Origin of the sequence: Propionicimonas sp. T2.31MG-18 (assembly GCF_964266745.1) — a bacterium.
Classification (GTDB): Bacteria; Actinomycetota; Actinomycetes; order Propionibacteriales; family Propionibacteriaceae; genus Propionicimonas.
This window is the reverse complement of record NZ_CAXWGX010000031.1, coordinates 22,170-45,528: the sequence shown is the minus strand read 5'-3', so window position 1 is coordinate 45,528 and position 23,359 is coordinate 22,170. Positions and strand designations below refer to the sequence as shown.

Here is a 23,359-nt window from a genome sequence, read left to right as displayed (position 1 = left end):
GGATTTCTCGACGAATGGGTGGCTACTTCGCGTCCGTCCTGCCCGATCTGAGGGGCGTCGCGCTCCAGGCGCGCACTCCACTGTAGCACCCGGGCGGCCCCGAGCGAGGAACGCTAGGCGAGCGCCGTGGAGAACGCCTCCCGCAGGCCGTCGTAGTCGGTCACCACCGGGAACCTCGGGAACTCCGCCACCACGTTGGCCGGCGGACGGAACAGGATGCCCGCATCCGCCTCGGCGAGCATCGCGACGTCGTTGTACGAGTCGCCCGTGGCGACCACGCGGTAGTTGAGGTGGTGGAACGCCCGCACGGCCGCCCGCTTCGAGTCCGGCTGCCGCAGCGTGTAGCCGACCACCCGGTCGTCCCTGACCTGGAGCCTGTGGCACAGCAGCGTGGGGTGGCCGAGCTGGGCCATCAGCGGCATGGCGAACTCGTAGAACGTGTCGGACAGGATCACGACCTGGAACCGGGCGCGCAGCCAGTCGAGGAATCCGGCCGCGCCGGGCATCGGGCCCATGGCGGCGATCACGTCCTGGATCTGCGACAGACGGATCCCGTGGGCATCGAGCACGTGCAGCCGGTGCCGCATCAGCTCGTCGTAGTCGGCGATGTCCCGCGTGGTGAGCCTGAGCTCCTCGATCCGGGTGGTCTCCGCGACCCGGATCCAGATCTCGGGGACGAGGACACCCTCGAGGTCGAGGCAGGCCAGGTCCATCAGGCCCCCTCGACCCGCATCACGGCGATCTCCGGGTGCACCTCCGGCATCAGCCGCAGCTCCGACAGGGCCGCGTCCACCTGCTCCTGCGTGGCCTGGTGGGTCATCACGCCGAGGCGCGCCTCCGCGCCCTCGCTCTCCTGCCGCACGGCCTGGAGCGACACCTGGTGGCTGGCGAAGCAGGTGGCCACCTGGGCGAGCACGCCGGGCTCGTCGTGCACGGTCATCGACACGTAGTAGCGGGAGCGGACGCGCCCGGCCGGGGTGATCCCGCGGGCGGAGTACGTCGACTCCGCCGGGCCCCGGGCCCCACGGACGCGGTTGCGCGCGGCCGTGACCAGGTCACCGAGAACAGCGGACGCGGTCGGCGACCCGCCGGCACCCGGACCCATGAACATCAGCCGGCCGGCGTGACGCGACTCGATGAACACCGCGTTGTACGCGCCGGGGATCGCCGCGAGCGGGTGCGAGACCGGCACCATCGTCGGGTGGACGCCGACGGCGATCGTGCCGTCCTCGCTCAGCGCGCACCGGGCGAGGAGCTTCACCACGCAGCCCATCTCCCGTGCCGCGGCGATGTCGGCGCTGGTGATGCCGGTGATGCCCTCGCGGGACACGTCCGACAGCTTCACCCGCGTGTGGAACGCCAGGCTGGCCAGGATCGCGGCCTTGGCCGCGGCGTCGTAGCCCTCGACGTCGGCGGTGGGGTCGGCCTCGGCGAAGCCCAGTTGCTGCGCCTCGGCGAGGACGGACGCGAAGTCGGCGCCGGCGGTGTGCATCTTGTCGAGGATGAAGTTCGTGGTGCCGTTGACGATGCCCATGACGGCGGTGACCTCGTCGCCCACCAGCGACTCCCGCAGCGGACGGATGATCGGGATCGCACCGGCGACGGCCGCCTCGTAGTACACGTCCACCCCTGCTGCCTCGGCCGCGGCGTAGATGGTGCCGCCGTCGGAGGCGAGCAGGGCCTTGTTCGCCGTGATCACCGACGACCCGGCGCCGATCGCGGCGAGGATCAGGCTGCGGGCGGGCTCGATGCCCCCCAGCAGCTCGATCACCAGGTCGACGTCGGGACGGCTGGCCAGCGTCATCGCGTCGTCGGTCAGCAGGGCCCGGTCGATGCCGGGACGTTCCAGCGACAGCCGCCGGACGGCGATCCCGACGAGCTCGAGCGGGCGGCCGATCCGGGCACGGAGGTCGTCGGCCTGCTCGATCAGCAGCCGCGCGACCTGCGAGCCGACCACACCGCAACCGAGCAGCGCCACCTTCAGGGGCGTGGCCTCGTCCATCGTCATACCTCGTTCTCCGCGAGCCCGGCGTCGAGCGCCAGGAGGTCGTCCAGGGTCTCGCGGCGCAGCAGCGTACGGATCTGCCCGTCCCGGACCGCGACCACGGGGGGCCGCGGGGTGTGATTGTAGTTGCTGGCCATCGACCGGCTGTACGCGCCGGACGCCGGCACGGCGAGCAGGTCGCCGATCGCCACGTCCGCGGGCAGGAACTCGTCGCGGACGAGGATGTCGCCGCCCTCGCAGTGCAGGCCCACCACGCGGGAGACGACGGGCTCCGCAGCGGACGCCCGGGAGGCGAGGCTGGCCGAGTACTCCGCGGCGTAGAGCGCGGGACGGATGTTGTCGCTCATGCCGCCGTCGACGGAGAGGTAGCGGCGGTTCAGGCCGCCGCCCACGTCCACCGGCTTCACCGTGCCCACCCGGTACAGGGCGAGCCCCGCCGGTCCGACGATCGCGCGCCCGGGCTCGATCGACAGCTCCGGCACCGACAGTCCGAACCCGCGGCACTCGTGCGCGACGATCTCGCGCAGCCCCGCTGCCAGCTGCTCGGGGGAGGACGGGTCGTCCTCCTTCGTGTAGGCGATGCCGAAGCCGCCGCCCAGGTCGAGCTCGGCGAGTTCGATGCCGGTGGCCTCCCGGAACTGGGAGAACAGCTTCAGCGTGCGACGCGCCGCAACCTCGAAGCCGTTGGTGTCGAAGATCTGGCTGCCGATGTGGGAGTGGATCCCGAGCAGGTCCAGCCGCGGGCTGTGGTGGCACCGGAACAGGCCGACCAGGGCCTGCCCGCCCGTGATCGAGAAGCCGAACTTCTGGTCTTCGTGCGCGGTGGCGATGTACTCGTGGGTGTGCGCCTCGACGCCGGTGGTCACGCGGACCATCACGCGGGCGGTGGTGTCCAGTTCGGCGCAGAGCCGCTCCAGGCGGGTGATCTCGTCGGAGGAGTCGACGATGATCCGGCCGACGCCCCGCTCGAGGGCGAGCCGCAGTTCGGTCTCGGACTTGTTGTTGCCGTGCAGCGCGATCCGCGCCGGGTCGAAGCCCGCCCGCAGGGCGACGGTCAACTCGCCGAGCGAGGCGACGTCGAGGCTGAGCCCCTCCTCGCCGACCCAGGCCGCGACCGTGCCGCACAGGAACGACTTGCCCGCGTAGTACACGGTCCAGCCGGCGAAGGCGTCGCGCCACGCGCGTGCCCGCTCACGGAAGTCCGCCTCGTCGAGCACGTAGGCCGGTGTCCCGACCACCTCGGCGAGGTCGGTGAGGCGGACGCCGCCCACGGTGATGACCCCGTCGTCCTCGCGGTGGACGGTCGAGCTCCACAGCTTGGGAGTGAGCGCATTGACGTCCTCCGGCCGCGTCAGCCACACCGGCGCCGGCGTGGTGACGTCGGCGTGGATCGAGCCCGCCACGTGCATGTGAGTCATGGCGGCAACAGTGCCACAGTCGCCCGCTCAGCCGCCCGTCGTGACCCGGATCTGGACGTCCCGGGCCTCCCACAGCCGCAGGCCCGCGGCATCGGCAACGGGCACGGCGTCCGCGGCCACCTCGAGCCGGCCGCAGGCGGCACCCAGGCAGCGCTCGTCGAAGCGGACGCCCCAGACGGTGAAGAACTGGCCGAGGGTGATCTCCTTCACCCCGGCACCCTCCAGCCAGACGGTGCCACTGTCGTCATGGGTGTGCGCAGGCGCCTGGAGAGCGCGCGGGCGATCGATCCCGATGTTCGGCACGAGCGGGACCGCGACACCGTCGATCTCGATCGAGAGCGTGAGCACCTTCTGGTTCGACCTGTCGTCGAGCCGGGAGGCGGGCACCCCCGCGGCGTCGAAGTAGGAGATGCCGTCACGGGGCGCCGGCCACGGCGGAGGGCTGGTCCGCAGTTCCGCGGGAGCGGGCGCCGCCTGCGCGACGCACGCGGCGAGTGCGGGGACGCAGGCCAGCGCGACCAGCAGCCGCCGCACCCGTCCCCCCATGCCGATGAGACTAGCCGGACAACTGTTTGCTACAGTCGCCTTCGGCCCACGCGGGCCGGGCCCCCGTAGCTCAGGGGATAGAGCACCGCCCTCCGGAGGCGGGAGCAGAGGTTCGAATCCTCTCGGGGGCGCCATCGGCGCAGGACACCCACCGGCGGACCACACGGTCCGCCGGTTCCGCATTTCCCGCCCCATTTCACCAAATCGACCACCGCCCCGGCGGGTACGTTCTCCCCGGGGTGACCCGTAGGTAACATCGAGCCGGACAGCAGCCGGTCGTGATCAGGGAAGAAGGCGATTGTGGCCCACACGCCGCAGGACGTGAGGAACGCCGAGGACTCCGTCGACTTCGGAGCCAACGACTGGCTCATCGAGGAGATGCGCGAGCAGTTCGAGAGCGACCCCACCTCTGTCGACCCCGCCTGGGTCGAGTACTTCACCAACGGCTCCGGTCGTGCCACGGATGCCACTGCGGGGGGTGCGGCCTCCCCGGTCGCTCCGGAGGTCGCCGCGCCGGCGGCACCCGCTCCGGTTCCCGCGAACGGGTCGCAGCCCGCCGCCTCCGCCGGCACTCCCGCGCCCGTGGCCCCGCCAGCCGACGCCCCTGCTGCCACGACCCCCGCCGAGCCCGCGGTCGAGGCCCCCCGTCCACAGGCGTCCGCGCCCACCGTCCAGCCCGGTGGCGCCACGCCCGGCACGCCCGAGAGCCCGGGCTCGGGACGGGGACTGTCCGCCGACCGCCCCCGCGTCCAGCCGGTCGTGGAGAAGGAGCAGTCCGAGCCGGTCCGGACGCCGTTGCGCGGGGCACCGCTGCGCACCGCGAGCAACATGGACGCCTCGCTGGCGATGCCGACCGCCACCAGCGTGCGCGACGTCCCGATGAAGCTGGCCATCGACCAGCGGCAGATGATCAACGCCCACCTGTCCCGCTCCACCGGCGGCAAGGTGTCGTTCACCCACCTCATCGGCTGGGCGATGGTGCAGGCGCTCAAGGCCTACCCGGAGATGAACAACTCCTACGACGTCGTCGACGGCAGGCCGGTGCTCGTCACTCCGGCCTCGATCAACCTGGGCCTCGCGATCGACGTGAAGAAGGCCGACGGCACCCGCCAGCTGCTCGTGCCGAACATCAAGAACTGCGAGGACCTGAACTTCTCGCAGTTCTGGTCGGCGTACGAGGGGCTGGTCAAGCGGGCCCGCGACAACGCGCTCACCGTGGCCGACTTCGCCGGCACCACCGCGACGCTGACCAACCCCGGCGGACTGGGCACCAACCACTCCGTCCCCCGGCTGATGGCCGGCCAGGGCCTGATCCTCGGCGTCGGCTCGATCGACTACCCGCCGGAGTTCCAGGGCGCGAGCAACGCCCGCCTCACCCAGCTCGGGGTCTCCAAGGTCACGACGCTCACGTCCACCTACGACCACCGGGTGATCCAGGGCGCGCAGTCCGGCGAGTTCCTGCGCCGCATGCACGAGCTGCTCATCGGCCGCCACGACTTCTACGACGACATCTTCGACGCGCTGCGCGTGCCCTACACGCCGATCCGCTGGGCCAGCGACGCGAGCGACGAGAAGCTGGGCTCGATCCCCCGCAGCGCCCGCATCTTCTCCCTCATCAACGCCTACCGGACGCTCGGCCACTTCATGGCCGACATCGATCCGCTGGAGTACCGCCAGCGCACCCACCCCGAACTCGCGCTGGAGTACCACGGCCTCACCCTGTGGGACCTCGACCGCGAGTTCCCCGTGGGCAGCTTCGGCGGGCACACCGGCGAGGTGGCGACGCTGCGCGACATCCTCGCGATGCTGCGCGGCTCGTACTGCCGCTCGGTGGGGGTGGAGTACATGCACATCTCCGACAACGAGCAGCGCACGTGGATCCAGGAGCGGTTCGAGCGTCCCTTCGTGCCGTGGCCGCGGGAGGAACACCTGCGGATCCTCGACAAGCTCAACGAGGCGGAGATCTTCGAGACCTTCCTCCAGACGAAGTTCGTCGGCCAGAAGCGGTTCTCCCTCGAGGGCGGGGAGTCCACGATCGTGTTCCTGGACGAGCTGTGCGAGCGCGCCGCGGACACCGGGCTGGACGAGGCGATCATCGGCATGCCGCACCGTGGCCGGCTGAACGTGCTGGCCAACATCGTCGGCAAGTCCTACGGCCAGATCTTCCGCGAGTTCCAGGGCAACTACGACCCCCGCCTGTCCCAGGGCTCGGGCGACGTGAAGTACCACCTGGGCTCGGAGGGCCAGTTCACGGCGGCGAGCGGACGCACGATCAAGACCTCCGTGGCGGCGAACCCGTCCCACCTCGAGGCCGTCGACCCGGTGGTGCAGGGCATCGCGCGCGCCAAGATCGACCGAGTGGGCAAGGTGCCCGGCTGGCCGGTGCTGCCGATCCTCCTGCACGGCGACGCGGCGTTCGCCGGCCAGGGCGTGGTCTACGAGACCCTCCAGATGAGCCAGCTGCGCGCGTACAAGACCGGCGGCACGATCCACCTGGTGGTGAACAACCAGGTCGGCTTCACGACCGCGCCGATCGAGTCCCGCTCGTCCATCTACGCCACCGACGTGGCCAAGGCCGTCCAGGCGCCGATCTTCCACGTCAACGGCGACGACCCCGAGGCGGTCGCCCGGGTCGCGCAGGTCGCCTACGACTTCCGCCAGCGCTTCGCCAAGGACGTCGTCGTCGACCTCGTCTGCTACCGCCGCCGCGGCCACAACGAGGGCGACGACCCCAGCTTCACCCAGCCGCTGATGTACGACCTGATCGAGCAGAAGCGCAGCGTCCGCAAGCTCTACACCGAGGCCCTGATCGGACGCGGCGACATCTCCACCGAGGACGCCGAGGGCGTCATCGCGAAGTTCCGCGACCGCCTGGAGAGCGTCTTCCGCGAGGTGCGGGAGGCGACGGACGCCGACGACGACGACTACCGCAAGGTGCCGTACTACCCCGCCAAGCTGGGCAAGGACCGCGGCACGGCGATCACCGCGGAGCAGATGGAGGCCGTCGCCGCCGCGCACCTCACCTTCCCCGACGACTTCACCGTCCACCCCAAGGTGCTGCCGCAACTCCAGCGACGCGCCGACAGCATCCGCAACGGCCCGGTCGACTGGGCGACCGCGGAACTGCTGGCGTTCGGGTCGCTGCTGATGGAGGGACGGCCCGTCCGCCTCACCGGCCAGGACAGCCGCCGCGGCACCTTCAGCCAGCGGTTCGCAGCCGTGATCGACCGCGTCGACAACCGCGCCTACGTGCCGCTGAAGCACCTCGCGCCCGACCAGGGCAAGTTCCACGTGTTCGACTCCCTCCTCAGCGAGTACGCCACGATGGGCTTCGAGTACGGCTACTCGGTCGCCGCCCCGGACGCACTGGTCTGCTGGGAGGGTCAGTTCGGCGACTTCGCCAACGGCGCCCAGACCATCGCCGACGAGTTCATCGCGTCCGGCAACGCCAAGTGGACGCAGAAGTCCGGCGTCGTCCTGCTGCTCCCCCACGGGTACGAGGGCCAGGGGCCCGACCACTCCTCGGCCCGCATCGAGCGGTGGCTGACGCTGTGCTCGGAGGGGGCGCTGGCTGTCTGCCAGCCGTCCACGCCGGCGAGCTACTTCCACCTCCTGCGCACCCACGCGTACGTGAACTGGCACCGGCCGGTGGTGATCGCCACGCCCAAGTCGATGCTGCGCTCGAAGATGGCGGTCTCGCCCCGCTCGGAGTTCCTCGAGGGGCGCTGGCAGCCGGCGATGGGCGACCCGACGATCACCGACCCGACCACGGTCGAGCGCATCGTGCTGTGCTCGGGCAAGATCCGGTGGGAGCTCGTCCAGGCGCGTGCCGAGGCCGGGCTCGACCAGAAGGTCGCGATCCTGCCGCTGGAGCGGCTCTACCCGCTGCCCGCGCGCGAACTGGCCGCGGAACTGGCGAAGTACCCGCACGTCAGCGACATCCGCTGGGCGCAGGACGAGCCCGAGAACCAGGGAGCCTGGTGGTTCCTCCAGCTGCACCTGCCGGCGGCCGTGGCGGCGTTCCTGCCGGGCTACGACCTCCGGATGACCGGGATCACCCGCCCCGCGGCGTCCGCGCCATCGGTGGGCTCGGTGAAGGTGCACCAGGCCCAGGAGGCCGACCTGATCGCCCGGGCGCTGGCCGGCTGATGTATTTCACCGACCGCGGCATCGAGGAGCTCGCCGACCGGCGAGGCGAGGAGGAGGTCAGCCTCGCCTGGCTGTCCGAGAAACTGAGCCTGTTCGTCGACCTGTACCCGGAGCACGAGAATGCCGTCGAGCGACTGGCCACCTGGCTGGCTCGCCTCGACGACGAGGAGGACTGAGGTGCTCACCGACCAGGCGGCGGGCGCGTTCCGCGCACTCACCGGCACCGATCCCGTCGGGGTCTGGTCCGGACCCGGCCGGATCAACCTGATCGGCGAGCACACCGACTACAACGACGGGTTCGTGTTGCCGTTCGCCCTGCCGCAGGCCGCGTTCCTGGCCGCGTCCCCGCGCACGGACGGACGGTGGCGGCTCCGCTCGGTCGACCTCGACGACACCGTCGAACTCGGCCTGGACGAGCTGGTGCCGGGCACCCCGGGCTGGCACTCCTACCTGGCCGGCGTGGTGTGGGCGCTGCGGGAGGCCGGCCACGAGGTCGTTGGTGCAGACCTTGTCCTCACCTCCGACGTGCCGCTCGGCGCTGGACTGTCCTCCTCCGCGGCCATCGAGTGCGCGGCCCTCACCGCGCTCGCCGACCTCAACGGCCTCGACATCGCGCCGATGGACAGGGCCAAGCTCGCCCGGGTGGCGGAGAACGCCTACGTCGGCGCGCCCACCGGACTGCTCGACCAGGCGGCGTCCACCCTGTGCGTCGCCGACCACGCCCTGTTCCTCGACTGCCGGACCCTGGAGACGCAGCAGGTGCCGCTCGCGGTCACCGCGGCCGGGCTGGAGATCCTCGTGATCGACACCCGCACCCGGCACAGCCATGTGGACGGCGAGTACGCCGCGCGGCGGGCCAGCTGCGAGGAGGCGTGCCGCCTCCTCGGCGTCCCGGCCCTTCGTGACGTCACCGACCTCGACGATGCCCTGGCGCGCCTCCCCGAGCAGACCGGACGGCGTGTCCGCCACGTCGTCACCGAGAACCAGCGGGTGCTGGACGCGATGACGGCGCTCGCCGCGGGCGACTACCCCGGGCTGGGGCGGCTGATGACGGCGTCGCACGCGTCCATGCGCGACGACTACGAGATCACGGAGGCGAGCGTCGACCTGGCGGTGGAGGTCGCTCTGGCCGAGGGCGCACTGGGGGCGCGGATGACCGGTGGCGGCTTCGGCGGCTGCGTGCTGGCCCTCGTGTCCGCGGACCGGGTGGACGCGGTGTCGGAGGCGGTGATCGCGGCCTTCGCCGCCGCAGGGCTGCCGCAGCCCGTCACCTTCCTCGGTCGTCCCTCGGCAGGGGCTCGCCGAGTTCGTTGACCTGCCCCGGCTCGCGCCGCAGGTGGAGGGCTGCGCTAGTCGCGGGGAGCGCGGCGGCGACCGCCGTGACCGCGGACACCGCGACCCCCAGCCACAGCCACCCGGACGAGCCGGTGAAGGTGACGCCGGCGGCCAGGTTGAGCAGCGAGAACGCCACGACGGGCCCCCGGCCGAACAGGCTCCGGCGCCACAGGCCCCAGGCGGCGGCCAGCATGGCGGCCCCGTAGACGAGGAGCACCAGGCCGACACCACCGCTGAAACTGCCGTGCCCTGCGGCGAGCGAGGCGATCGCGAGGACGACCAGCGCCACCCCGGCGAGGGCGGCGCCGACCACCGCGACCACGAGGGGCAGCGGGCGTTCGGGAGCGGTGCCGGGCATGCGCGCCAGCGTAGCGCCGGGCTCCGGGCGGTCCGTGCATCGGGGCGAGCCACGCCGCGGCACATGTGCAAAAACACGCGGGGATCTTGTGCTGGCAAGCTACAGTTGTCAGTCTGGACGCCGGGCGTGTGCTTTGTCGCAGCGCCCGGTGAGGTCTGCATCGGGCCTACCGCCGTTTTCCGGCCCACCTACTCAAGGAGTGTTACTTCATGGACTGGCGCCACAGGGCTGCCTGCCTGACCGAGGATCCGGAGCTGTTCTTCCCGATCGGCAATACCGGACCCGCCTTGATGCAGATCGCCGAGGCCAAGAAGGTCTGTCGACGCTGCGAGGTGCGCGAGGCCTGCCTGCAGTGGGCGCTGGACGCCGGACAGGACCATGGTGTGTGGGGCGGGCTCAGCGAGGACGAGCGCCGCGCCATGAAGCGCCGCGCCGCCCGCATGCGCGTCCGCAACAGCTGACCACTCCCGCGCCCGAGCGGCGCCCCGACCGGCCCGTGGAGCGGGCCTCTCAGATCAGGGGAACCCGGACCGTCGCCGTGGTGGCGTCGTCCTCCGAGGCCAGTGAGAACTCCCCGCCCAGGTCGGCGACCAGGGTGCTGACGATCGACAGCCCGAGGCTGGTCGAGCTGGTGATCCGGAAGCCCTCGGGCAGCGGCTCCCCGTGGTTGACCACCTCCACCACCAGCTCGCCGTCCTGCTGCTGCGGGCGCACCAGCACCTCGCCCGACTGGTCGCGCAGGCCGTGCTCCACGGCGTTCTGGCACAGCTCGGTGAGCACGAGCGAGAGGCTCGTCGCCACGTCCGCCGGCACGTAGCCGAACGACCCCTGCCTCACCATCCGCACCTTGCCGCCGGTGGCGGCCACGTCGCCGACCATCCGCAGCAGCCGGTCCGCCACGTCGTCGAACTTCACCGCGGAGTCGAACGCCTGGCTGAGGATCTCGTGGACGACCGCGATGGCCGCCACCCGCTTCATGGCGTCGTTCAGCGCGCCCTTGGCCTCGGGGGAGGCGATGCGGCGGGCCTGCAGTCGCAGCAGCGCGGCCACCGTCTGGAGGTTGTTCTTCACGCGGTGGTGGATCTCGCGGATGGTCGCGTCCTTGGTGACGAGCTGCCGCTCGCGCGAGCGCAGTTCTGTCGTGTCGCGGCACATCACGAGCAGCCCGTCCGGCCCGTCGCCGGACGTCAGCGCGAGCACTCGGAGGCGGACGTTGGCCGTGCTCGTCTCCAGGTCGAGTTCGGACGACCCGCGGCCGACCAGCGTCGCGGCCAGCGGACGGTCCACCGGCGTGCGCTCCTTCAGCAGCGAGCGGGTGACCGCGACGAAGTCCTCGCCGTACAGGTCGCTGGCCAGGCCGAGGCGGCGGTACGCGCTCAGCGCGTTGGGGCTGGCGAAGACGATCTGGCCCGACGGGGCCACCCGGATCATGCCGTCGCCGACCCGCGGTGACACCCACGGCACCCGCCGGTCGCCACCGAGCGGGAACTCGTGCCGGTGCACCATGCCGGCGATGACCTGCGCCGCCTCGAGGTAGGCGTCCTCGAGCGCGCCCGGTGCCCGCACGCCCATCTGGTTGGTGTGCATCTCGACGACGCCCAGCACCTGGTCGCCCTTGATGATCGGGATGGCCTGGACGTCGACCGGGATGCCGGCGTGGAGCTTGTTGCCGCTGGTGTGACTGATCTGCTGGGACAGGAACGCCTCGGTCACCAGGTGCTCGGGGTCGTAGGCGATCTCCTCCCCCACCACGTCGTCCTCCAGCGAGGTCGGGCCGGTGGTCGGACGCACCTGCGCGCACGCCCAGAAGACGTTCGGGTCGCTGTCGGGCACCCACAGGATCAGGTCGGCGAACGCCAGGTCGGCCAGCAGCGACCACTCGTCGACGAGCTGGGTGAGCCACTGGCAGTCCTCGTCGGTGAGAACGCAATGGCGCCTGATCACCTGCTCCATCGTCTCCATGCCCGCCACCCTACTGACTCCGGTTGGACCGTCCGGGCAGGGGCTGGCAGAATGGGCCCTCGCGTCGATCGACGCGCCGAAACGTCGACTGCTAGGAGACCACGATGGGTAAGGGTGGCCGTAAGCGCCGTTCCCGCAGGAAGAGCGCTGCTAACCACGGCAAGCGCCCGAACGCCTGAGGATCGCCGCCGGAACGTCGAACCCCCGCCCGTGGGCGGGGGTTTCGTCATTCCCGGGGACGCGAGCCGGCGGATCCGCCGCGCTCAGTCGGTCTCGGTGATCACCACGGTGCGGGTGTAGGTGGCCTGCACGCGCAGCCGGAGGGTGTCGGGCGCCTTCTCCTCCGAACAGCACTTGCGGATCAGCAGGCGCATGGCGTCCTCGACCTGGTAGTGGTCCAGGCACGGCTCACAGGCGAGCAGGTGGGCGCGGATCTCGTCCGCCTCCTCCTCGGTGAGCTCGTGGTCGTGGAACTCGTAGAGGTGCTGCAGCACCTCCGTGCAGTCCTCGAACTCATGCATCATCGCGGTCACCACCGATCAGGCCGTGCTCACGGGCGAAATCGGCGAGGGAGGCACGCAGCTGGTTGCGTCCACGGTTCAGCCTCGACATCACCGTGCCGATCGGGGTGCCCATGATCTCGGCGATCTCCTTGTACGAGAAGCCCTCCACGTCGGCGAGGTACACGGCGAGCCGGAAGTCCGGCGACAGGGCGTTCATCGCGTCGGTCACCGCCGAGTGGGGCATGCGGTCGAGCGCCTCCATCTCGGCCGAGCGGAGCCCGGTCGAGGTGTGCGCCTCCGCGCGGGCGAGCTGCCAGTCCTCGACCTCCTGCCCGGACGTCTGCGGCTGGCGCTGCTTCTTGCGGTAGGTGTTGATGAAGGTGTTCGTCAGGATCCGGTACAGCCAGGCCTTGAGGTTCGTGCCGGGCGTGAACTGGTGGAACGAGGCGTACGCCTTCGCGTAGGTCTCCTGGACGAGGTCCTCGGCGTCGGACGGGTTGCGCGTCATCCGCAGGGCGGCGCCGTAGAGCTGGTCGAGGTAGGCGAGGGCCTCGCCCTCGAACCGCTCGGCACGCTCCTGGTCGGTCTCCGGCCGGTCGAGGTCTGTCGCCTCGGGCATGGTTGGCAGGTTCATCACGAACGAGCCTAGCGGGTGCTCACGACGGGTCCCGGGGACGGCGAGGCGGGCGGCCGGGTCCAGGGTGTCGATCACGCCCTCCTCAACGGGTGTGACGGCGGCGGTTATTCCGCCAGCGGCACGATCAGCTCCGGCCCGTCGTTCGCCACCTTGTTCACGGCCATCGACACCGGGTAGGCCTCCAGCTGCGGCGCGGGCACCGTCAGCAGGCCCCGGGCGTCCCCGGCGAAGGAGGGGTCGAGCCAGGCGTCCCAGTTCTCCCTGGTCACCGCCAGCGGCATCCGGTCGTGGATGTGGCCGACCTCGTCCGCGGCGGAGGTCGTGATCACCGTGGCGGTCGTCAGCCATTGCCCGTCGGGCGCCTTCCAGAACTCGTAGAGCCCGGCCATCACGAACAACCCACCCCCCGCAGGCCGGATGAAGTAGGGCTGCTTCGCCGGCCTGCCGCCCACCTGAACGGGATACCACTCGTAGTAGCCGTCGGCGGGCAGCAGGCACCGCCGGGAGGCGAACGCCTTGCGGAAGGCGGGCTTCTCGGCGACGGTCTCCATGCGGGCGTTGATCAGCCGCGCCGCGCCGGAGGCGTCCTTCGCCCACGACGGCACCAGTCCCCAGCGGACCCCGGCCAGCACGCGGGCGCGGCCGCCCGGCCGGTCGCGCTCGAACACCGCCGGCACCGGGTCGGTCGGGGCGATGTTGTAGTCGGGGCCGGGGAGGGGTCCGGCCACCTCGTCGATCTCGAAGTACTCCTCGAGGTCCTCCCCCGCCTGCGACAGCGCATAGCGTCCGCACATGGCACCGACCCTACGCCGTGCCCCCGACACCCGGCCGGTGCGCACCGGACGCGCCCAGGGCCTCCCGGACGCGTCCTGCCAGGCGCGGCGGCACGACCGAGTCCGGGTCGCGCAGGCCGCCCAGGGCAGCGGTCACCCCGACGATGCCGGCGTACAGGGCAGGGCAGGTGGGGCAGCCGGCCAGGTGCGCCTCGAGGCGGGTGCGCTCGCGGGTGCCCAGCTCGCCGGCCAGGTAGTCGTCGATGCGGCTGCGCGCCTGCCAGCAGTTCAGCGGCACCCCGGTCAGCGCCGCCCGCCGCTCGGCGCCGCGCGCCAGGGCGGAGACGAGCATCTCCCGTCCCCGCCGGATCCGCTGCTTGGACGCCGCCAGCGAGACGCCCTGCACCTCGGCCACGGCGCGGGCGGTGAGACCCTCGACGTCGTGCAGGACGACGGCCGTCCGGTACGCGACGGGCAGGCGGAGCAGGGCGTCCCGCAGTTCCTCGCGCTGCTCGGCCCGCTCGATCACGACCTCCGCGGCGACCGTGTAGGCGTCGTCGCGCCAGGCGGCCTCGACCGCGTCGACCAGTTCCTCCTCCGCCCGCAGCTCGGGCGCCGTCCGACGGGTGCCGTCGACGAACCGGGTGAACATGATCCGGTGCAGCCAGGTGGCCACCGACGCCTCCCCGCGGAACTGGTCGGCGCGCTCCAGCGCCCTGACCACCGTGTCCTGGACGAGGTCCTCGGCCGCCTCGCGGTCCCGGGTCAGCAGGAGGGCGTACCGCAGCAGGCCCGGCACCTCGCCGGCCACTCGCTCCCCCAGTTCCTGCACGGCTCGAAATCTAGCCGTCCGACGGCGCGTCCCCGCTCACTTCGCCGAAGGGACCTTGCACGTGTTCACCCCGAACAGCCGGTACAGGGGGCAGAAGCCCACCAGTGCGGTCACCAGCAGCACGCCGGCCACCACGAACAGCAGGATGCCGCCCACCGTGCCCGCTCCGGTGAGCACGGCGATCAGTGCGGCGACCGCCGCCAGGCCGATCCGGATGATCTTGTCGGTGCTTCCCACGTTGGTCGTCATGACCGTTTCCTCTCCTCGGGTTTCCTCACCAGCACTGACGCGCCGGCGGGCCGAAGGGATACACGCGATCGGGACGCGCTTGGCACCCGGTGTCGATCGGGGTAGTAATAGGGCATGAGTCTTCTGCGCTTCGTCGCCCGGTCGATGCTCGCCAGCTACTTCGTGATCAACGGCATCAAGGCGATCCAGCACCCCGAGGAGCTGGTGCCCGCCGCAGAGCCGGTCGCGGACAAGGTGCTGCCCCTGGTGGCCTCGACCGTCCCCGAGTCGGTGCGGGGCTACCTGCCCGAGGACACCGCCGGTCTGGTCAAGCTCACCGGGGCGCTCCAGGTGGTCGGTGGCCTCAGCCTCGCCACGGGGCTGGGACGGCGCTGCGGGGCGGGCATCCTCGCCGCCACGATGGTTCCGCACGTCCTCGCGACGAACCCCCTGAAGGGGCCGGACAAGGCCACGACCCGCGCCCTGCTGTCCAAGAACGTGGCGCTGCTCGGGGGCGTGCTGCTGGCCGCCCAGGACACCGAGGGCAAGCCCACCCTGGCCTGGCGCCTGCGCACCCAGAAGCAGCTGCTCGCCAAGGACGCCGCCCGCCGCAAGGCCGAGCTCGAGCGCGACGCCCGCGGAGCGGCCGAGGACGCGGCACGGATCGCCCGCCGTTCGGTGCGCAAGGCTCGCAAGAGCGTGGAGGGCGTGCTTTCTTGATCCCCTGGACGGCCCCGGTCGCCACGTCCCCGCTGCGCGGCCACGTGGTCGTCCCCGGATCGAAGTCCGCGAGCGCCCGCAGCCTCCTGCTCGCCTCGCTCGCCGACGCCCCGTCGCTGATCGACGGCGTGCTCGACTCCCGCGACACGGCCCTGATGCGCGCGGGGCTCACCGCGCTGGGTGCCCGGATCGAGGACGTCTCCGCCACCCGGGTGCGCGTCGTCCCCGCGGACGCCGTGACCGGGGGTGGCACCGTCGACTGCGGCCTGGCCGGCACCGTGCTGCGGTTCCTGCCGCCGGTGGCGGCGCTGTCGGCCACGCCCACCCGCTTCGTCGGCGACGAGGCGGCCTCCGCTCGTCCGGTGGCCGGGCTGCTGGGAGCACTGGCCGCGCTCGGCGCGACCGTCAGCGACCCGCCCGCGCTGCCGTTCACCGTGGCCGGCGGGCCGGTGTTCCGCGGAGGAACGGTCACCCTCGACGCGAGCCCGACCAGCCAGTTCGTCTCTGCCCTGCTGCTGGCCGGGGCCCGGTTCCCCGACGGTGTCACCGTCACCCACGCCGGCGGCCCGCTCCCCTCGCTGCCCCACATCGAGATGACGTGCGCGCTGCTGCGGCGCCGCGGCGTCCGGGTCGAGCGGACGGAGTCGTCCACCTGGCGGGTCGAGCCCGGGCCGATCGCCGCGGTCGACGAGACCGTCGAGCCGGACCTCACCAACGCCGCCACCATCCTCGCCGCGGCGCTCGTGACCGGCGGCGAGCTGACGACCGCCTGGCCGCAGGCGTCCGTGCAGGCGGCGGACGAGCTGCTGGAGGTGCTCGCAGCCTTCGGCGCACGGATCAGCTTCGACACCACCGCGTCCGGGGAGCGCCGGGTGAAGGTGTCCGGCGACGGTGTGCGCGGCGCCGACGTGGACCTGCACGCCGTCAGCGAGCTCACCCCCGCCGTGGCCGCGCTGGCCGCCGTCGCCGACGGGCCGAGCACGATCCGCGGCGTGGCCCACATCCGCGGGCACGAGACCGACCGGCTCGCCGCGCTCGCCGGGGGGTTGTCCGGGCTGGGCGTCGGCGTCACCGAGACCGCGGACGGCCTCCGGATCACGCCCGCACCCCGCCACGGCGGCACCTTCGCCACCCACGCCGACCACCGCCTCGCCCACGCGGCGGCGCTGGTCGGGCTGGTCACGCCGGGGGTCGAACTCGACGACGTGGGGTGCACCACCAAGACGCTCCCTGACTTCCCCGGCCTGTGGGCCTGCCTGATGGGCGGCGCCGCGTGAGCCGGGCCGGACGGGACGGGATCACCGACGACCCCCACGACGGCTACGAGCGGCCCGGACGCCGCTCGCGCCCGCGCACCAAGGACCGTCCCAGCTACGACCGGGCCGAGGTGGCCACGGTCGTCACCGTCGACCGCGGCCGGTACCGCTGCCTCGCGGCGGAAGACCGACCGCTGGTGACGGCCACCAAGGCCCGGACGCTAGGCCGCACGGGCGTGATCGTCGGCGACCGGGTGCGCCTGGTGGGCGACACCTCCGGCGACCAGGGGACGCTGGCCCGGATCGTCGGCGTCGAGGAGCGGCGGACGGTGCTGCGGCGCACGGCCGACGACGACGATCCCTTCGAGCGCCCGATCGTCGCCAACGCCGACCAGCTGGTGATCGTGGCCGCCCTGGCCGACCCGCCCCCGAGGGTGGGCATGATCGACCGCATCCTGGTGGCCGCCTACGACGCGGGGCTCGAGCCCCTGCTGGTGCTCACCAAGGCCGACCTGGCCGACCCCGACGGGCTGATGGCGACCTACCGCCCCCTCGGCCTCCCGGTGGTCGCCGTCGAGCCGGGCTCCGACCTCGGCGAGCTCCGCGACGCCCTCCGGGGTCACCACAGCGTGCTCGTCGGGCACTCGGGGGTCGGCAAGTCCACTTTGGTCAACGCCCTGATCCCGGGGGTCGACCGCCAGGTGGGCCACGTCAACGAGGTGACCGGCCGGGGCCGGCACACGTCCACGAGCGCCATCGCGCTGCGCCTTCCCGACGGCGACGGCTGGGTGATCGACACCCCCGGCGTCCGCTCGTTCGGGCTGAGCCACGTCACCCCGGACTCGATCGTGGCCGCCTTCCCCGACCTGTCGGAGATCGTGGAGGACTGCCCGCGCGGGTGCCGCCACGACACGGCGTCCCCGGAGTGCGCTCTCGACACCGCCGTCGCCGAGGGCCGGCTGTCGGCGGAGCGCCTCGAGTCGTTCCGCCGCATGGAGAAGGCGTTCGGGTAGCCCGCCCGGCGGGGCGCGTCCGACGGATCGGGCACCCGGCCACTAGATTGCTGGGCATGCCCGACCAAGCCCTGCTGGACGACCTCCGCCTTGCCCACGTCCTGGCCGACCAGGCCGACGCGATCACCACCGCCCGGTTCAAGGCGTCGGACCTGAGGGTCACGGCCAAGCCCGACCTCACGCCGGTGACCGACGCGGACACCGCCGTGGAGGACGCGCTGCGCACCATGCTGTCGCGCACCCGCCCGCGGGACGCCGTGCACGGCGAGGAGCGCGACGACTCCGGGTGGGGCCCGCGGCGCTGGGTGATCGACCCGATCGACGGGACGGCGAACTTCGTGCGCGGCGTCCCGGTCTGGGCCACCCTGATCGGGCTGATGGTGGGCGATGAGGTGGTGGCGGGCGTGGTCTCCGCTCCCGCGCTGTCGCGGCGCTGGTGGGCCTACTCCGGCGGTGGCGCGTTCACCGGCCGGACGCTGCTCCAGGGCCAGCCGGTGCGCACGTCGGCGGTGTCGTCCATCGAGGACGCGTCGCTGTCGTACTCCTCGATCAACGGGTGGGTCGAGTCCGGGCGCGGGCAGCAGTTCGTCGACCTGATGCGCGACTGCTGGCGCACCCGCGCCTACGGCGACTTCTGGAGCTACATGCTCGTGGCCGAGGGCGCGGTCGACCTGGCGGCCGAACCGGAACTGGCGCTGCACGACATGGCCGCGCTGACCGTGATCGTCACCGAGGCCGGCGGACGCTTCACCAACCTCGACGGGCGGGACGGCCCGCACGGGCCGGGAGCGATCGCCACCAACGGCGTGCTGCACGACGAGGTCGTGGCCCGCCTGGCCATCGACGCCGACTGAGCCGGTATGAGCCGGTGCCTCAGGCCACCGGCGAGGGCTCGGTGTGGGTGGTCACCCACAGCCGGGCCGTGACGGCCAGGCCGAGCACGAGCAGCCCGGAGGTCAGCACGAACGGCCAGGTGCGGTCCATGCCGGACAGCCAGCCGGAGATCCAGCCGAACGGGGCGGTGACCAGCATCACGCAGGTGCGCTGGATGGCCATCACCCGTGAGCGCTCGTGCTGGTCGACGTGCAGGGCGACCAGCGACTCGGCCAGCATGAAAAGGATGCTGCCGCCGAAGGCGTCCAGCAGCAGGCAGACGCCGAGCAGGGCGTAGGTGGAGAGGGTCGCCGTGCCCGCGGGCGCGGGGATCGTGACCAGCAACACCTGGCCCGCCAGGTAGACGCCGAACCCCCACAGGGTCGGACGCTGGAGGTGCCGGGCGTGGGTGAGCCGCGGGATGATCGTGAAGAAGAACAGCACCGACAGGATCGAGCGGACCATCGGGAAGAACGGCAGCAACGGGTCGGGCACCAACAGGTGCTGGTTGATCACCACCTGCCAGAACGTGCCGTTGACGAGGGCCACCGCCCCCACGATGGCCGCGATCGCCAGCGAGAACAGCGTCCCCTTCGACGACACGATGAGGCCGAGCACACCGCGGTACTCCCCCAGCAGCCGCCACGTGCTGACCCCGCGGGTCTGCTCGCGGCGCAGCCGTCCGGTGGCGGTCTCGGTGGACCAGCGGTAGAGGATCACGATCTTCGCGGTCATGATCACGAAGGCGTTCAGGTAGAGCAGGCGGACGGCCGGCTCGAGCCCGAACCGGGAGACCAGCAGTGCGGCGATCGGGGCGAACAGCGCGGAGAACTCCCCCGCCGCCTTCACCAGCGAGTACACCTTGGTGAGCTCGGAGCGGGACACGTCCTCCACGAGCAGGCAGTCCCAGGAGTTCTGCGTGACCTGCCAGGCGCCGTTGATCACCGCGGCCACCAGGAAGTACCAGAAGTTCTGCGCGACCGCCCAGATCAGGCACGGGATCGACCAGGCCACCACGTCGAAGACCGCGGTGGTCAGCCGGCGCCCGAGCTTGTCGGTGATCACGCCGCTGAGGAGGCCGAACACCACCTGCGACAGCATCGAGATCGTCGCCAGGAGGCCGATCTGCTCGTCGTGCACGCCCAGCGCCAGCATGAACACCGAGGCGTACGGCAGCACCAGCATCATCGACAGGCCCCACATGGGCTCGGTGTAGACGCACGCGCGCCCGTTCCCGCGCAGCCCGAGCAGGCTGCTCACGAGGCTGCTGGACGAGCGGGGCACCGGCTCAGTAAACACCGTCGCGGACCCGCTCCGCACACCGGCTCAGCCGCGGCTGGTCCGGATCCTCGGGACGGCGTCCAGCAGGGCCCTGGTGTAGGCGGTCGCCGGGGTTTCGTAGACCGTTTCGGTGGGCCCTTCCTCCACGATCCGGCCCTGCCGCATCACGACCAGGCGGTCGCACAGGTGGCGCACCACCATCAGGTCGTGGCTGACCACGACCAGCGTGAGCCCCTGCGAGGCCACGAGGTCGGTCAGCAGGTTCAGCACCTGGGCGCGCACCGAGACGTCCAGCGCGGAGACCGGCTCGTCGGCGATCAGCACCTCCGGCTTGGGGGCGAGGGCGCGGGCGATCGCGATCCGCTGGCGCTGCCCGCCGGAGAACTCGTGGGGGTAGCGGCGGCCCGCGTCCTCGGGCAGGTCGACCGCTTCCAGCACCTCGGCCAGGCGGTGCTGGTGGTCGGTGCCGGCCGGCAACTGGCGGCGCACGAGCCGGGAGCGCAGGGGCTCGGTGATGATGTCACCGACGCGCATCCGCGGGTTGAGCGACGAGCGGGGGTCCTGGAAGACCATCTGGACGGACGCTCGGAGGACGCCGAGGTCGCGCTCGGGCAGGCGGGTGATCTCCGTCCCCTCGAACCACACGCGCCCGGACGTGGGCCGGTCGAGGCCGGCCAGGAGCCGGACGAGGGTCGACTTGCCGGATCCCGACTCCCCCACGATGCCGAGCCGCTGGCCCCGGTCGAGGTGGAGGTCGACGCTGTCGAGGGCGAGCACCTCCCGGCCGCCGTCGCGGTAGCGGCGGGTGAGTGCCTCGGCCCGGTACAGCTCGCCCGGGGTGGCGGTGTGCTCAGCCATGGTCGCCTCCGGCGTAGAAGTCGTCCACGGTGGGCAGCCGCTGGCCCGGCACGGTCAGGTCCAGGCGCGCGGTGGCGACCAGCCCGCGCGTGTAGGGGTGCTCGGGGGCGGTGAAGAGCTTCTCGACGGTGCCGGACTCGACGATGCGCCCGTCGAGCATCACCAGCACCTGGTCGCAGACCTGGGAGACCACGGCGAGGTCGTGGCTGATGAACAGGCAGGCCGCGCCGCTCGCGTCCAGCACCTCGTCCAGCTTGGCCAGCACCAGGGCCTGCACGGTGACGTCCAGCGCTGTGGTCGGCTCGTCGCAGATCACCAGGCTCGGCGAGTTGATCAGCGCCATCGCCAGCACCACCCGCTGCCGCTGCCCGCCGGACAGCTGGTGCGGATAGGCGTCGGCGATCCGGTCTGCGTCCGACAGGCCCACCTCGGCGAGCATCGCGACGACCCGCTCGCGCGCCGGGCCGGACTCCGCGCCCTGGTGCAGCCGCAGCACCTCCGCCACCTGCCGGCCCACCCGCATGGTGGGGTCGAGCGCGGTCATCGGCTCCTGGAAGACCATCGACACGGTGTTGCCCCGCAGCCGCGCCAGGCCACGCTCGGCCAGGCCGACGATCTGCTGCCCGTCCAGCACCACCGAACCGGCGACGTGCGCGTTCTCCGGCAGCAGCCCCATCACCGCAAGGGCGGTCACGGTCTTGCCCGAGCCCGACTCGCCGATCACGCCGAGCCGCTGCCCCGCGTCCAGGGAGAAGTCGACGCCGCGCACGGCCGGGATGCGCCGGCGACCGAAGTCCACCTGCAGGTCACGCACGTCCAGGAGGCTCATGGCACCTCCCGCAGCCGGGGGTCGAGGTAGTCACGCAGCCCGTCGCCGAGGAGGTTGAACCCGAGGACGGCCAGCGCGATCGCCAGGCCGGGCCACAGCGCCTGCAGCGGCGCGACGAACAGGAACTGCTGGGCGTCGCGCAGCATGTTGCCCCACGTGGGGTTGGGACGGGGCGTGGCCAGCCCGAGGTACGACAGCGCGGCCTCGGCGAGGATCGCCATCGCGAACCCGACGGACGCCTGCACGCCGATCAGCGGGGCGATGTTGGGCAGCACGTGGCGTCGCGCGATCCCCCAGCGGGACGTCCCCGACGCACGCGCGGCGAGCACGAAGTCGCTGGCCATCACCTCCAGGGTGCCCGCCCGGGCCACCCGGGCGAAGGCCGGGATCGTGGCCACGCCGATCGCGGCCATCGCCGTCAGTGTCGAGGCGCCGAAGACCGAGGCGAGCAGGATCGCCAGCAGCAGCGCGGGGAACGCGTAGACGATGTCGGCCAGCCGCATGACCACCTCGTCCACCCAGCCGCCGGCCTGGCCGGCGAGCAGCCCGAGCGGCACGCCGACCACCGCGGACAGGCCGACGGAGATGATGCCGACGAGCAGCACCGTCCGCGCGCCGACCATCAGGCGGCTGGCGATGTCGATGCCGAAGCCGTCCGTGCCCAGCACGTGCGGCCAGCCCGGCCCGAGCAGGCGCTGGCCGGGCACGACCCGGATCGGGTCGAACGGCGTCCAGAACACCGCGACGACGGCGGTGAGCACCACCAGCGCCACCAGCACCAGGCCGGTCACCAGCTGCGCGCGCTTCATCGCGCACCCCCGGCGGTGCGCTGGCGCGGGTCGATCAGCAGGTAGGACAGGTCGACCAGCGCGCTGATCAGCAGCACCGCGAGCACGAGGAACATCACGGTGCCCTGCACGACCAGCAGGTCGCGCTGGCCGACGGCGGTGATCAGCAGCGTGCCGAGGCCGGGCAGGGTGAACACCGACTCCACCACGATCGCCCCCACCAGCACGCTCGAGACCTGGAGCCCGAGCACGGTGACCAGCGAAATGGCGGCATTGCGCATGCCGTGGCGCAGCAGGGCACGCATCGGCGTCCACCCGATCGCGCGGGCCGTGCGGTAGTAGTCCTCGTTGAGCACCTCGAGGAAGGCCGAGCGCACGTAGCGGATGAGCACGGCCGCCTGCACCCCGGCCAGGGTGAGCGCCGGCAGCACCAGGTGGGACGCCCACTGGGCGGGGTCGCGCAGCAGCGGGACGTACCCGTTGGCCGGCAGCCAGTGCAGCCAGACCGCGAACACCAGCACCAGCATGATCCCGCCCCAGAAGACGGGGATCGCCATGCCGACCTGCGCGGCCGCGCTGATCGTGAAGCCGGGCCAGGAGCGGCGCTTGACGGCGGCCACCATGCCGGCCGGGACGGCGATCAGCAGCGAGCCGAGCACCCCGAACAGCACCAGCCAGAGCGTCACTGCCAGGCGCGGTGCGAGCAGGCCGAGCACGGGCTGCCCGTTGAGGTGGGAGCTGCCGAAGTCGCCGACGAGGAGGCCGCCGAGCCACTGCAGGTACCGCACGGCCAGCGGCTGGTCGAGCCCGAGCTGGGCGCGGAGCTCCGCGAGCGCCTCCGGGGTGGCGTCCGTGCCCAGCAGCACCTGCGCCACGTCCCCGGGAAGGGCGTTGGTGACCAGGAAGATCAGCAGGGACGCCCCGAGAAGGCTCACCAGGAACACCCCGGCGCGCCGGGCGAGGCGCAGGGCGAGCTGCATGTGGGGACCCCGCCC

25 protein-coding genes and 1 tRNA gene are annotated in these 23,359 nt (G+C 72.1%); 10 read left to right on the top strand and 16 right to left on the bottom strand.

Annotated elements, in window-relative coordinates:
• Nucleotides 1-113: 113 nt before the first annotated feature.
• From thrH to ACFQQJ_RS17860, 4 genes are read right to left on the bottom strand one after another with little or no spacing between them, the layout of a single operon-like run.
• On the bottom strand, nt 114-713 hold the full coding sequence (gene thrH, locus ACFQQJ_RS17875) for a bifunctional phosphoserine phosphatase/homoserine phosphotransferase ThrH (RefSeq protein ID WP_377108652.1): 600 nt from the start codon (nt 711-713) through the stop codon (nt 114-116).
• Nucleotides 713-2,008, bottom strand: a complete 1,296-nt coding sequence (locus ACFQQJ_RS17870) for a homoserine dehydrogenase (protein ID WP_377108650.1) — start codon at nt 2,006-2,008, stop codon at nt 713-715. The genes thrH and ACFQQJ_RS17870 overlap by 1 nt, the downstream gene beginning before the upstream one ends.
• Entirely contained in the window at nt 2,005-3,423 is a 1,419-nt protein-coding gene (lysA, locus tag ACFQQJ_RS17865) for a diaminopimelate decarboxylase (RefSeq protein ID WP_377108648.1), read from the bottom strand. The genes ACFQQJ_RS17870 and lysA overlap by 4 nt, the downstream gene beginning before the upstream one ends.
• A 27-nt stretch (nt 3,424-3,450) precedes the next feature.
• Entirely contained in the window at nt 3,451-3,969 is a 519-nt protein-coding gene (locus tag ACFQQJ_RS17860; protein ID WP_377108647.1) for a hypothetical protein, read from the bottom strand.
• Between the two features lie 59 nt (nt 3,970-4,028).
• On the opposite strand from ACFQQJ_RS17860, the gene ACFQQJ_RS17855 reads away from it, so the two are divergent.
• The 4 genes from ACFQQJ_RS17855 (at nt 4,029) to galK (ending at nt 9,432) form a co-directional block, all read left to right on the top strand.
• A tRNA-Arg gene (locus tag ACFQQJ_RS17855) sits at nt 4,029-4,103 on the top strand.
• 163 nt (nt 4,104-4,266) lie between these two features.
• The gene (locus ACFQQJ_RS17850) at nt 4,267-8,118 is read left to right on the top strand and encodes a multifunctional oxoglutarate decarboxylase/oxoglutarate dehydrogenase thiamine pyrophosphate-binding subunit/dihydrolipoyllysine-residue succinyltransferase subunit (protein ID WP_377108722.1); all 3,852 of its coding nucleotides are present in this window, start codon (nt 4,267-4,269) and stop codon (nt 8,116-8,118) included.
• The gene (locus ACFQQJ_RS17845; protein ID WP_377108646.1) at nt 8,118-8,294 is read left to right on the top strand and encodes a DUF6104 family protein; all 177 of its coding nucleotides are present in this window, start codon (nt 8,118-8,120) and stop codon (nt 8,292-8,294) included. The genes ACFQQJ_RS17850 and ACFQQJ_RS17845 overlap by 1 nt, the downstream gene beginning before the upstream one ends.
• A 1-nt stretch (nt 8,295) precedes the next feature.
• The gene (gene galK / locus ACFQQJ_RS17840) at nt 8,296-9,432 is read left to right on the top strand and encodes a galactokinase (RefSeq protein WP_377108644.1); all 1,137 of its coding nucleotides are present in this window, start codon (nt 8,296-8,298) and stop codon (nt 9,430-9,432) included.
• Here galK and ACFQQJ_RS17835 read toward each other — a convergent pair.
• Nucleotides 9,386-9,811, bottom strand: coding sequence for a hypothetical protein (locus tag ACFQQJ_RS17835; protein WP_377108642.1), 426 nt, complete (start codon nt 9,809-9,811; stop codon nt 9,386-9,388). The genes galK and ACFQQJ_RS17835 overlap by 47 nt on opposite strands.
• A gap of 209 nt (nt 9,812-10,020) precedes the next feature.
• Between ACFQQJ_RS17835 and ACFQQJ_RS17830 the strand changes: the two genes are divergently transcribed.
• Nucleotides 10,021-10,272: a WhiB family transcriptional regulator gene (locus tag ACFQQJ_RS17830; RefSeq protein WP_377108641.1), complete on the top strand. Its 252-nt coding sequence runs from the start codon at nt 10,021-10,023 to the stop codon at nt 10,270-10,272.
• A gap of 49 nt (nt 10,273-10,321) precedes the next feature.
• Here the strand turns inward: ACFQQJ_RS17830 and ACFQQJ_RS17825 are convergent, their stop codons facing one another.
• Nucleotides 10,322-11,773: a sensor histidine kinase gene (locus ACFQQJ_RS17825; RefSeq protein ID WP_377108639.1), complete on the bottom strand. Its 1,452-nt coding sequence runs from the start codon at nt 11,771-11,773 to the stop codon at nt 10,322-10,324.
• A gap of 104 nt (nt 11,774-11,877) precedes the next feature.
• Between ACFQQJ_RS17825 and ACFQQJ_RS17820 the strand changes: the two genes are divergently transcribed.
• Nucleotides 11,878-11,952, top strand: a complete 75-nt coding sequence (locus ACFQQJ_RS17820) for a 50S ribosomal protein bL37 (RefSeq protein WP_377108721.1) — start codon at nt 11,878-11,880, stop codon at nt 11,950-11,952.
• Nucleotides 11,953-12,036: 84 nt separating this feature from the next.
• Here ACFQQJ_RS17820 and rsrA read toward each other — a convergent pair whose 3' ends face one another.
• The 5 genes from rsrA to ACFQQJ_RS17795 form a co-directional block, all read right to left on the bottom strand.
• Entirely contained in the window at nt 12,037-12,297 is a 261-nt protein-coding gene (gene rsrA / locus ACFQQJ_RS17815) for a mycothiol system anti-sigma-R factor (protein WP_377108638.1), read from the bottom strand.
• Nucleotides 12,287-12,895 carry a sigma-70 family RNA polymerase sigma factor gene (locus ACFQQJ_RS17810; RefSeq protein WP_377108719.1) on the bottom strand — a complete coding sequence of 203 codons (609 nt, stop codon included), beginning with the start codon at nt 12,893-12,895 and terminating at the stop codon, nt 12,287-12,289. The genes rsrA and ACFQQJ_RS17810 overlap by 11 nt, the downstream gene beginning before the upstream one ends.
• A gap of 122 nt (nt 12,896-13,017) precedes the next feature.
• On the bottom strand, nt 13,018-13,707 hold the full coding sequence (locus ACFQQJ_RS17805; RefSeq protein WP_377108636.1) for an SOS response-associated peptidase: 690 nt from the start codon (nt 13,705-13,707) through the stop codon (nt 13,018-13,020).
• Between the two features lie 10 nt (nt 13,708-13,717).
• The gene (locus tag ACFQQJ_RS17800) at nt 13,718-14,518 is read right to left on the bottom strand and encodes a sigma-70 family RNA polymerase sigma factor (protein WP_377108634.1); all 801 of its coding nucleotides are present in this window, start codon (nt 14,516-14,518) and stop codon (nt 13,718-13,720) included.
• Nucleotides 14,519-14,554: 36 nt separating this feature from the next.
• Entirely contained in the window at nt 14,555-14,767 is a 213-nt protein-coding gene (locus ACFQQJ_RS17795; RefSeq protein WP_377108632.1) for a DUF2892 domain-containing protein, read from the bottom strand.
• Between the two features lie 114 nt (nt 14,768-14,881).
• On the opposite strand from ACFQQJ_RS17795, the gene ACFQQJ_RS17790 reads away from it, so the two are divergent.
• From ACFQQJ_RS17790 to hisN, 4 genes are read left to right on the top strand one after another with little or no spacing between them, the layout of a single operon-like run.
• Complete coding sequence (locus ACFQQJ_RS17790; RefSeq protein WP_377108631.1) at nt 14,882-15,466, top strand: DoxX family protein; 585 nt, start codon at nt 14,882-14,884, stop codon at nt 15,464-15,466.
• Entirely contained in the window at nt 15,463-16,743 is a 1,281-nt protein-coding gene (aroA, locus tag ACFQQJ_RS17785) for a 3-phosphoshikimate 1-carboxyvinyltransferase (RefSeq protein WP_377108630.1), read from the top strand. The genes ACFQQJ_RS17790 and aroA overlap by 4 nt, the downstream gene beginning before the upstream one ends.
• Complete coding sequence (gene rsgA, locus ACFQQJ_RS17780) at nt 16,740-17,735, top strand: ribosome small subunit-dependent GTPase A (protein ID WP_377108628.1); 996 nt, start codon at nt 16,740-16,742, stop codon at nt 17,733-17,735. The genes aroA and rsgA overlap by 4 nt, the downstream gene beginning before the upstream one ends.
• 56 nt (nt 17,736-17,791) lie before the next feature.
• Entirely contained in the window at nt 17,792-18,589 is a 798-nt protein-coding gene (hisN, locus tag ACFQQJ_RS17775; RefSeq protein WP_377108627.1) for a histidinol-phosphatase, read from the top strand.
• Between the two features lie 19 nt (nt 18,590-18,608).
• Here hisN and ACFQQJ_RS17770 read toward each other — a convergent pair whose 3' ends face one another.
• Genes ACFQQJ_RS17770 through ACFQQJ_RS17750 form a run of 5 tightly spaced genes read right to left on the bottom strand, consistent with a single transcriptional unit; the run spans nt 18,609 to nt 23,344 of the window.
• Nucleotides 18,609-19,892, bottom strand: coding sequence for an MFS transporter (locus ACFQQJ_RS17770; RefSeq protein ID WP_377108625.1), 1,284 nt, complete (start codon nt 19,890-19,892; stop codon nt 18,609-18,611).
• Nucleotides 19,893-19,934: 42 nt separating this feature from the next.
• Nucleotides 19,935-20,747, bottom strand: coding sequence for an ABC transporter ATP-binding protein (locus ACFQQJ_RS17765; protein WP_377108624.1), 813 nt, complete (start codon nt 20,745-20,747; stop codon nt 19,935-19,937).
• Nucleotides 20,740-21,576 carry an ABC transporter ATP-binding protein gene (locus ACFQQJ_RS17760; protein ID WP_377108622.1) on the bottom strand — a complete coding sequence of 279 codons (837 nt, stop codon included), beginning with the start codon at nt 21,574-21,576 and terminating at the stop codon, nt 20,740-20,742. The genes ACFQQJ_RS17765 and ACFQQJ_RS17760 overlap by 8 nt, the downstream gene beginning before the upstream one ends.
• A complete protein-coding gene (locus ACFQQJ_RS17755) occupies nt 21,573-22,385 on the bottom strand; it encodes an ABC transporter permease (RefSeq protein WP_377108621.1) in 813 nt (270 codons plus the stop codon). Before ACFQQJ_RS17755 ends, ACFQQJ_RS17760 begins: the two co-directional genes overlap by 4 nt.
• A complete protein-coding gene (locus ACFQQJ_RS17750; RefSeq protein WP_377108620.1) occupies nt 22,382-23,344 on the bottom strand; it encodes an ABC transporter permease in 963 nt (320 codons plus the stop codon). The genes ACFQQJ_RS17755 and ACFQQJ_RS17750 overlap by 4 nt, the downstream gene beginning before the upstream one ends.
• Nucleotides 23,345-23,359: the final 15 nt, after the last annotated feature.

What these genes read in the sequence shown, in the direction of transcription:
- thrH (WP_377108652.1), bottom strand. Translation starts at nt 713, where the DNA reads ATGGACCTGGCCTGCCTCGACCTCGAGGGTGTCCTCGTCCCCGAGATC.
- ACFQQJ_RS17870 (WP_377108650.1), bottom strand. Translation starts at nt 2,008, where the DNA reads ATGACGATGGACGAGGCCACGCCCCTGAAGGTGGCGCTGCTCGGTTGC.
- lysA (WP_377108648.1), bottom strand. Translation starts at nt 3,423, where the DNA reads ATGACTCACATGCACGTGGCGGGCTCGATCCACGCCGACGTCACCACG.
- ACFQQJ_RS17860 (WP_377108647.1), bottom strand. Translation starts at nt 3,969, where the DNA reads ATGGGGGGACGGGTGCGGCGGCTGCTGGTCGCGCTGGCCTGCGTCCCC.
- ACFQQJ_RS17845 (WP_377108646.1), top strand. Translation starts at nt 8,118, where the DNA reads ATGTATTTCACCGACCGCGGCATCGAGGAGCTCGCCGACCGGCGAGGC.
- ACFQQJ_RS17835 (WP_377108642.1), bottom strand. Translation starts at nt 9,811, where the DNA reads ATGCCCGGCACCGCTCCCGAACGCCCGCTGCCCCTCGTGGTCGCGGTG.
- ACFQQJ_RS17830 (WP_377108641.1), top strand. Translation starts at nt 10,021, where the DNA reads ATGGACTGGCGCCACAGGGCTGCCTGCCTGACCGAGGATCCGGAGCTG.
- ACFQQJ_RS17825 (WP_377108639.1), bottom strand. Translation starts at nt 11,773, where the DNA reads ATGGAGACGATGGAGCAGGTGATCAGGCGCCATTGCGTTCTCACCGAC.
- rsrA (WP_377108638.1), bottom strand. Translation starts at nt 12,297, where the DNA reads ATGATGCATGAGTTCGAGGACTGCACGGAGGTGCTGCAGCACCTCTAC.
- ACFQQJ_RS17810 (WP_377108719.1), bottom strand. Translation starts at nt 12,895, where the DNA reads ATGCCCGAGGCGACAGACCTCGACCGGCCGGAGACCGACCAGGAGCGT.
- ACFQQJ_RS17805 (WP_377108636.1), bottom strand. Translation starts at nt 13,707, where the DNA reads ATGTGCGGACGCTATGCGCTGTCGCAGGCGGGGGAGGACCTCGAGGAG.
- ACFQQJ_RS17795 (WP_377108632.1), bottom strand. Translation starts at nt 14,767, where the DNA reads ATGACGACCAACGTGGGAAGCACCGACAAGATCATCCGGATCGGCCTG.
- ACFQQJ_RS17790 (WP_377108631.1), top strand. Translation starts at nt 14,882, where the DNA reads ATGAGTCTTCTGCGCTTCGTCGCCCGGTCGATGCTCGCCAGCTACTTC.
- hisN (WP_377108627.1), top strand. Translation starts at nt 17,792, where the DNA reads ATGCCCGACCAAGCCCTGCTGGACGACCTCCGCCTTGCCCACGTCCTG.
- ACFQQJ_RS17765 (WP_377108624.1), bottom strand. Translation starts at nt 20,747, where the DNA reads ATGGCTGAGCACACCGCCACCCCGGGCGAGCTGTACCGGGCCGAGGCA.
- ACFQQJ_RS17760 (WP_377108622.1), bottom strand. Translation starts at nt 21,576, where the DNA reads ATGAGCCTCCTGGACGTGCGTGACCTGCAGGTGGACTTCGGTCGCCGG.
- ACFQQJ_RS17755 (WP_377108621.1), bottom strand. Translation starts at nt 22,385, where the DNA reads ATGAAGCGCGCGCAGCTGGTGACCGGCCTGGTGCTGGTGGCGCTGGTG.
- ACFQQJ_RS17750 (WP_377108620.1), bottom strand. Translation starts at nt 23,344, where the DNA reads ATGCAGCTCGCCCTGCGCCTCGCCCGGCGCGCCGGGGTGTTCCTGGTG.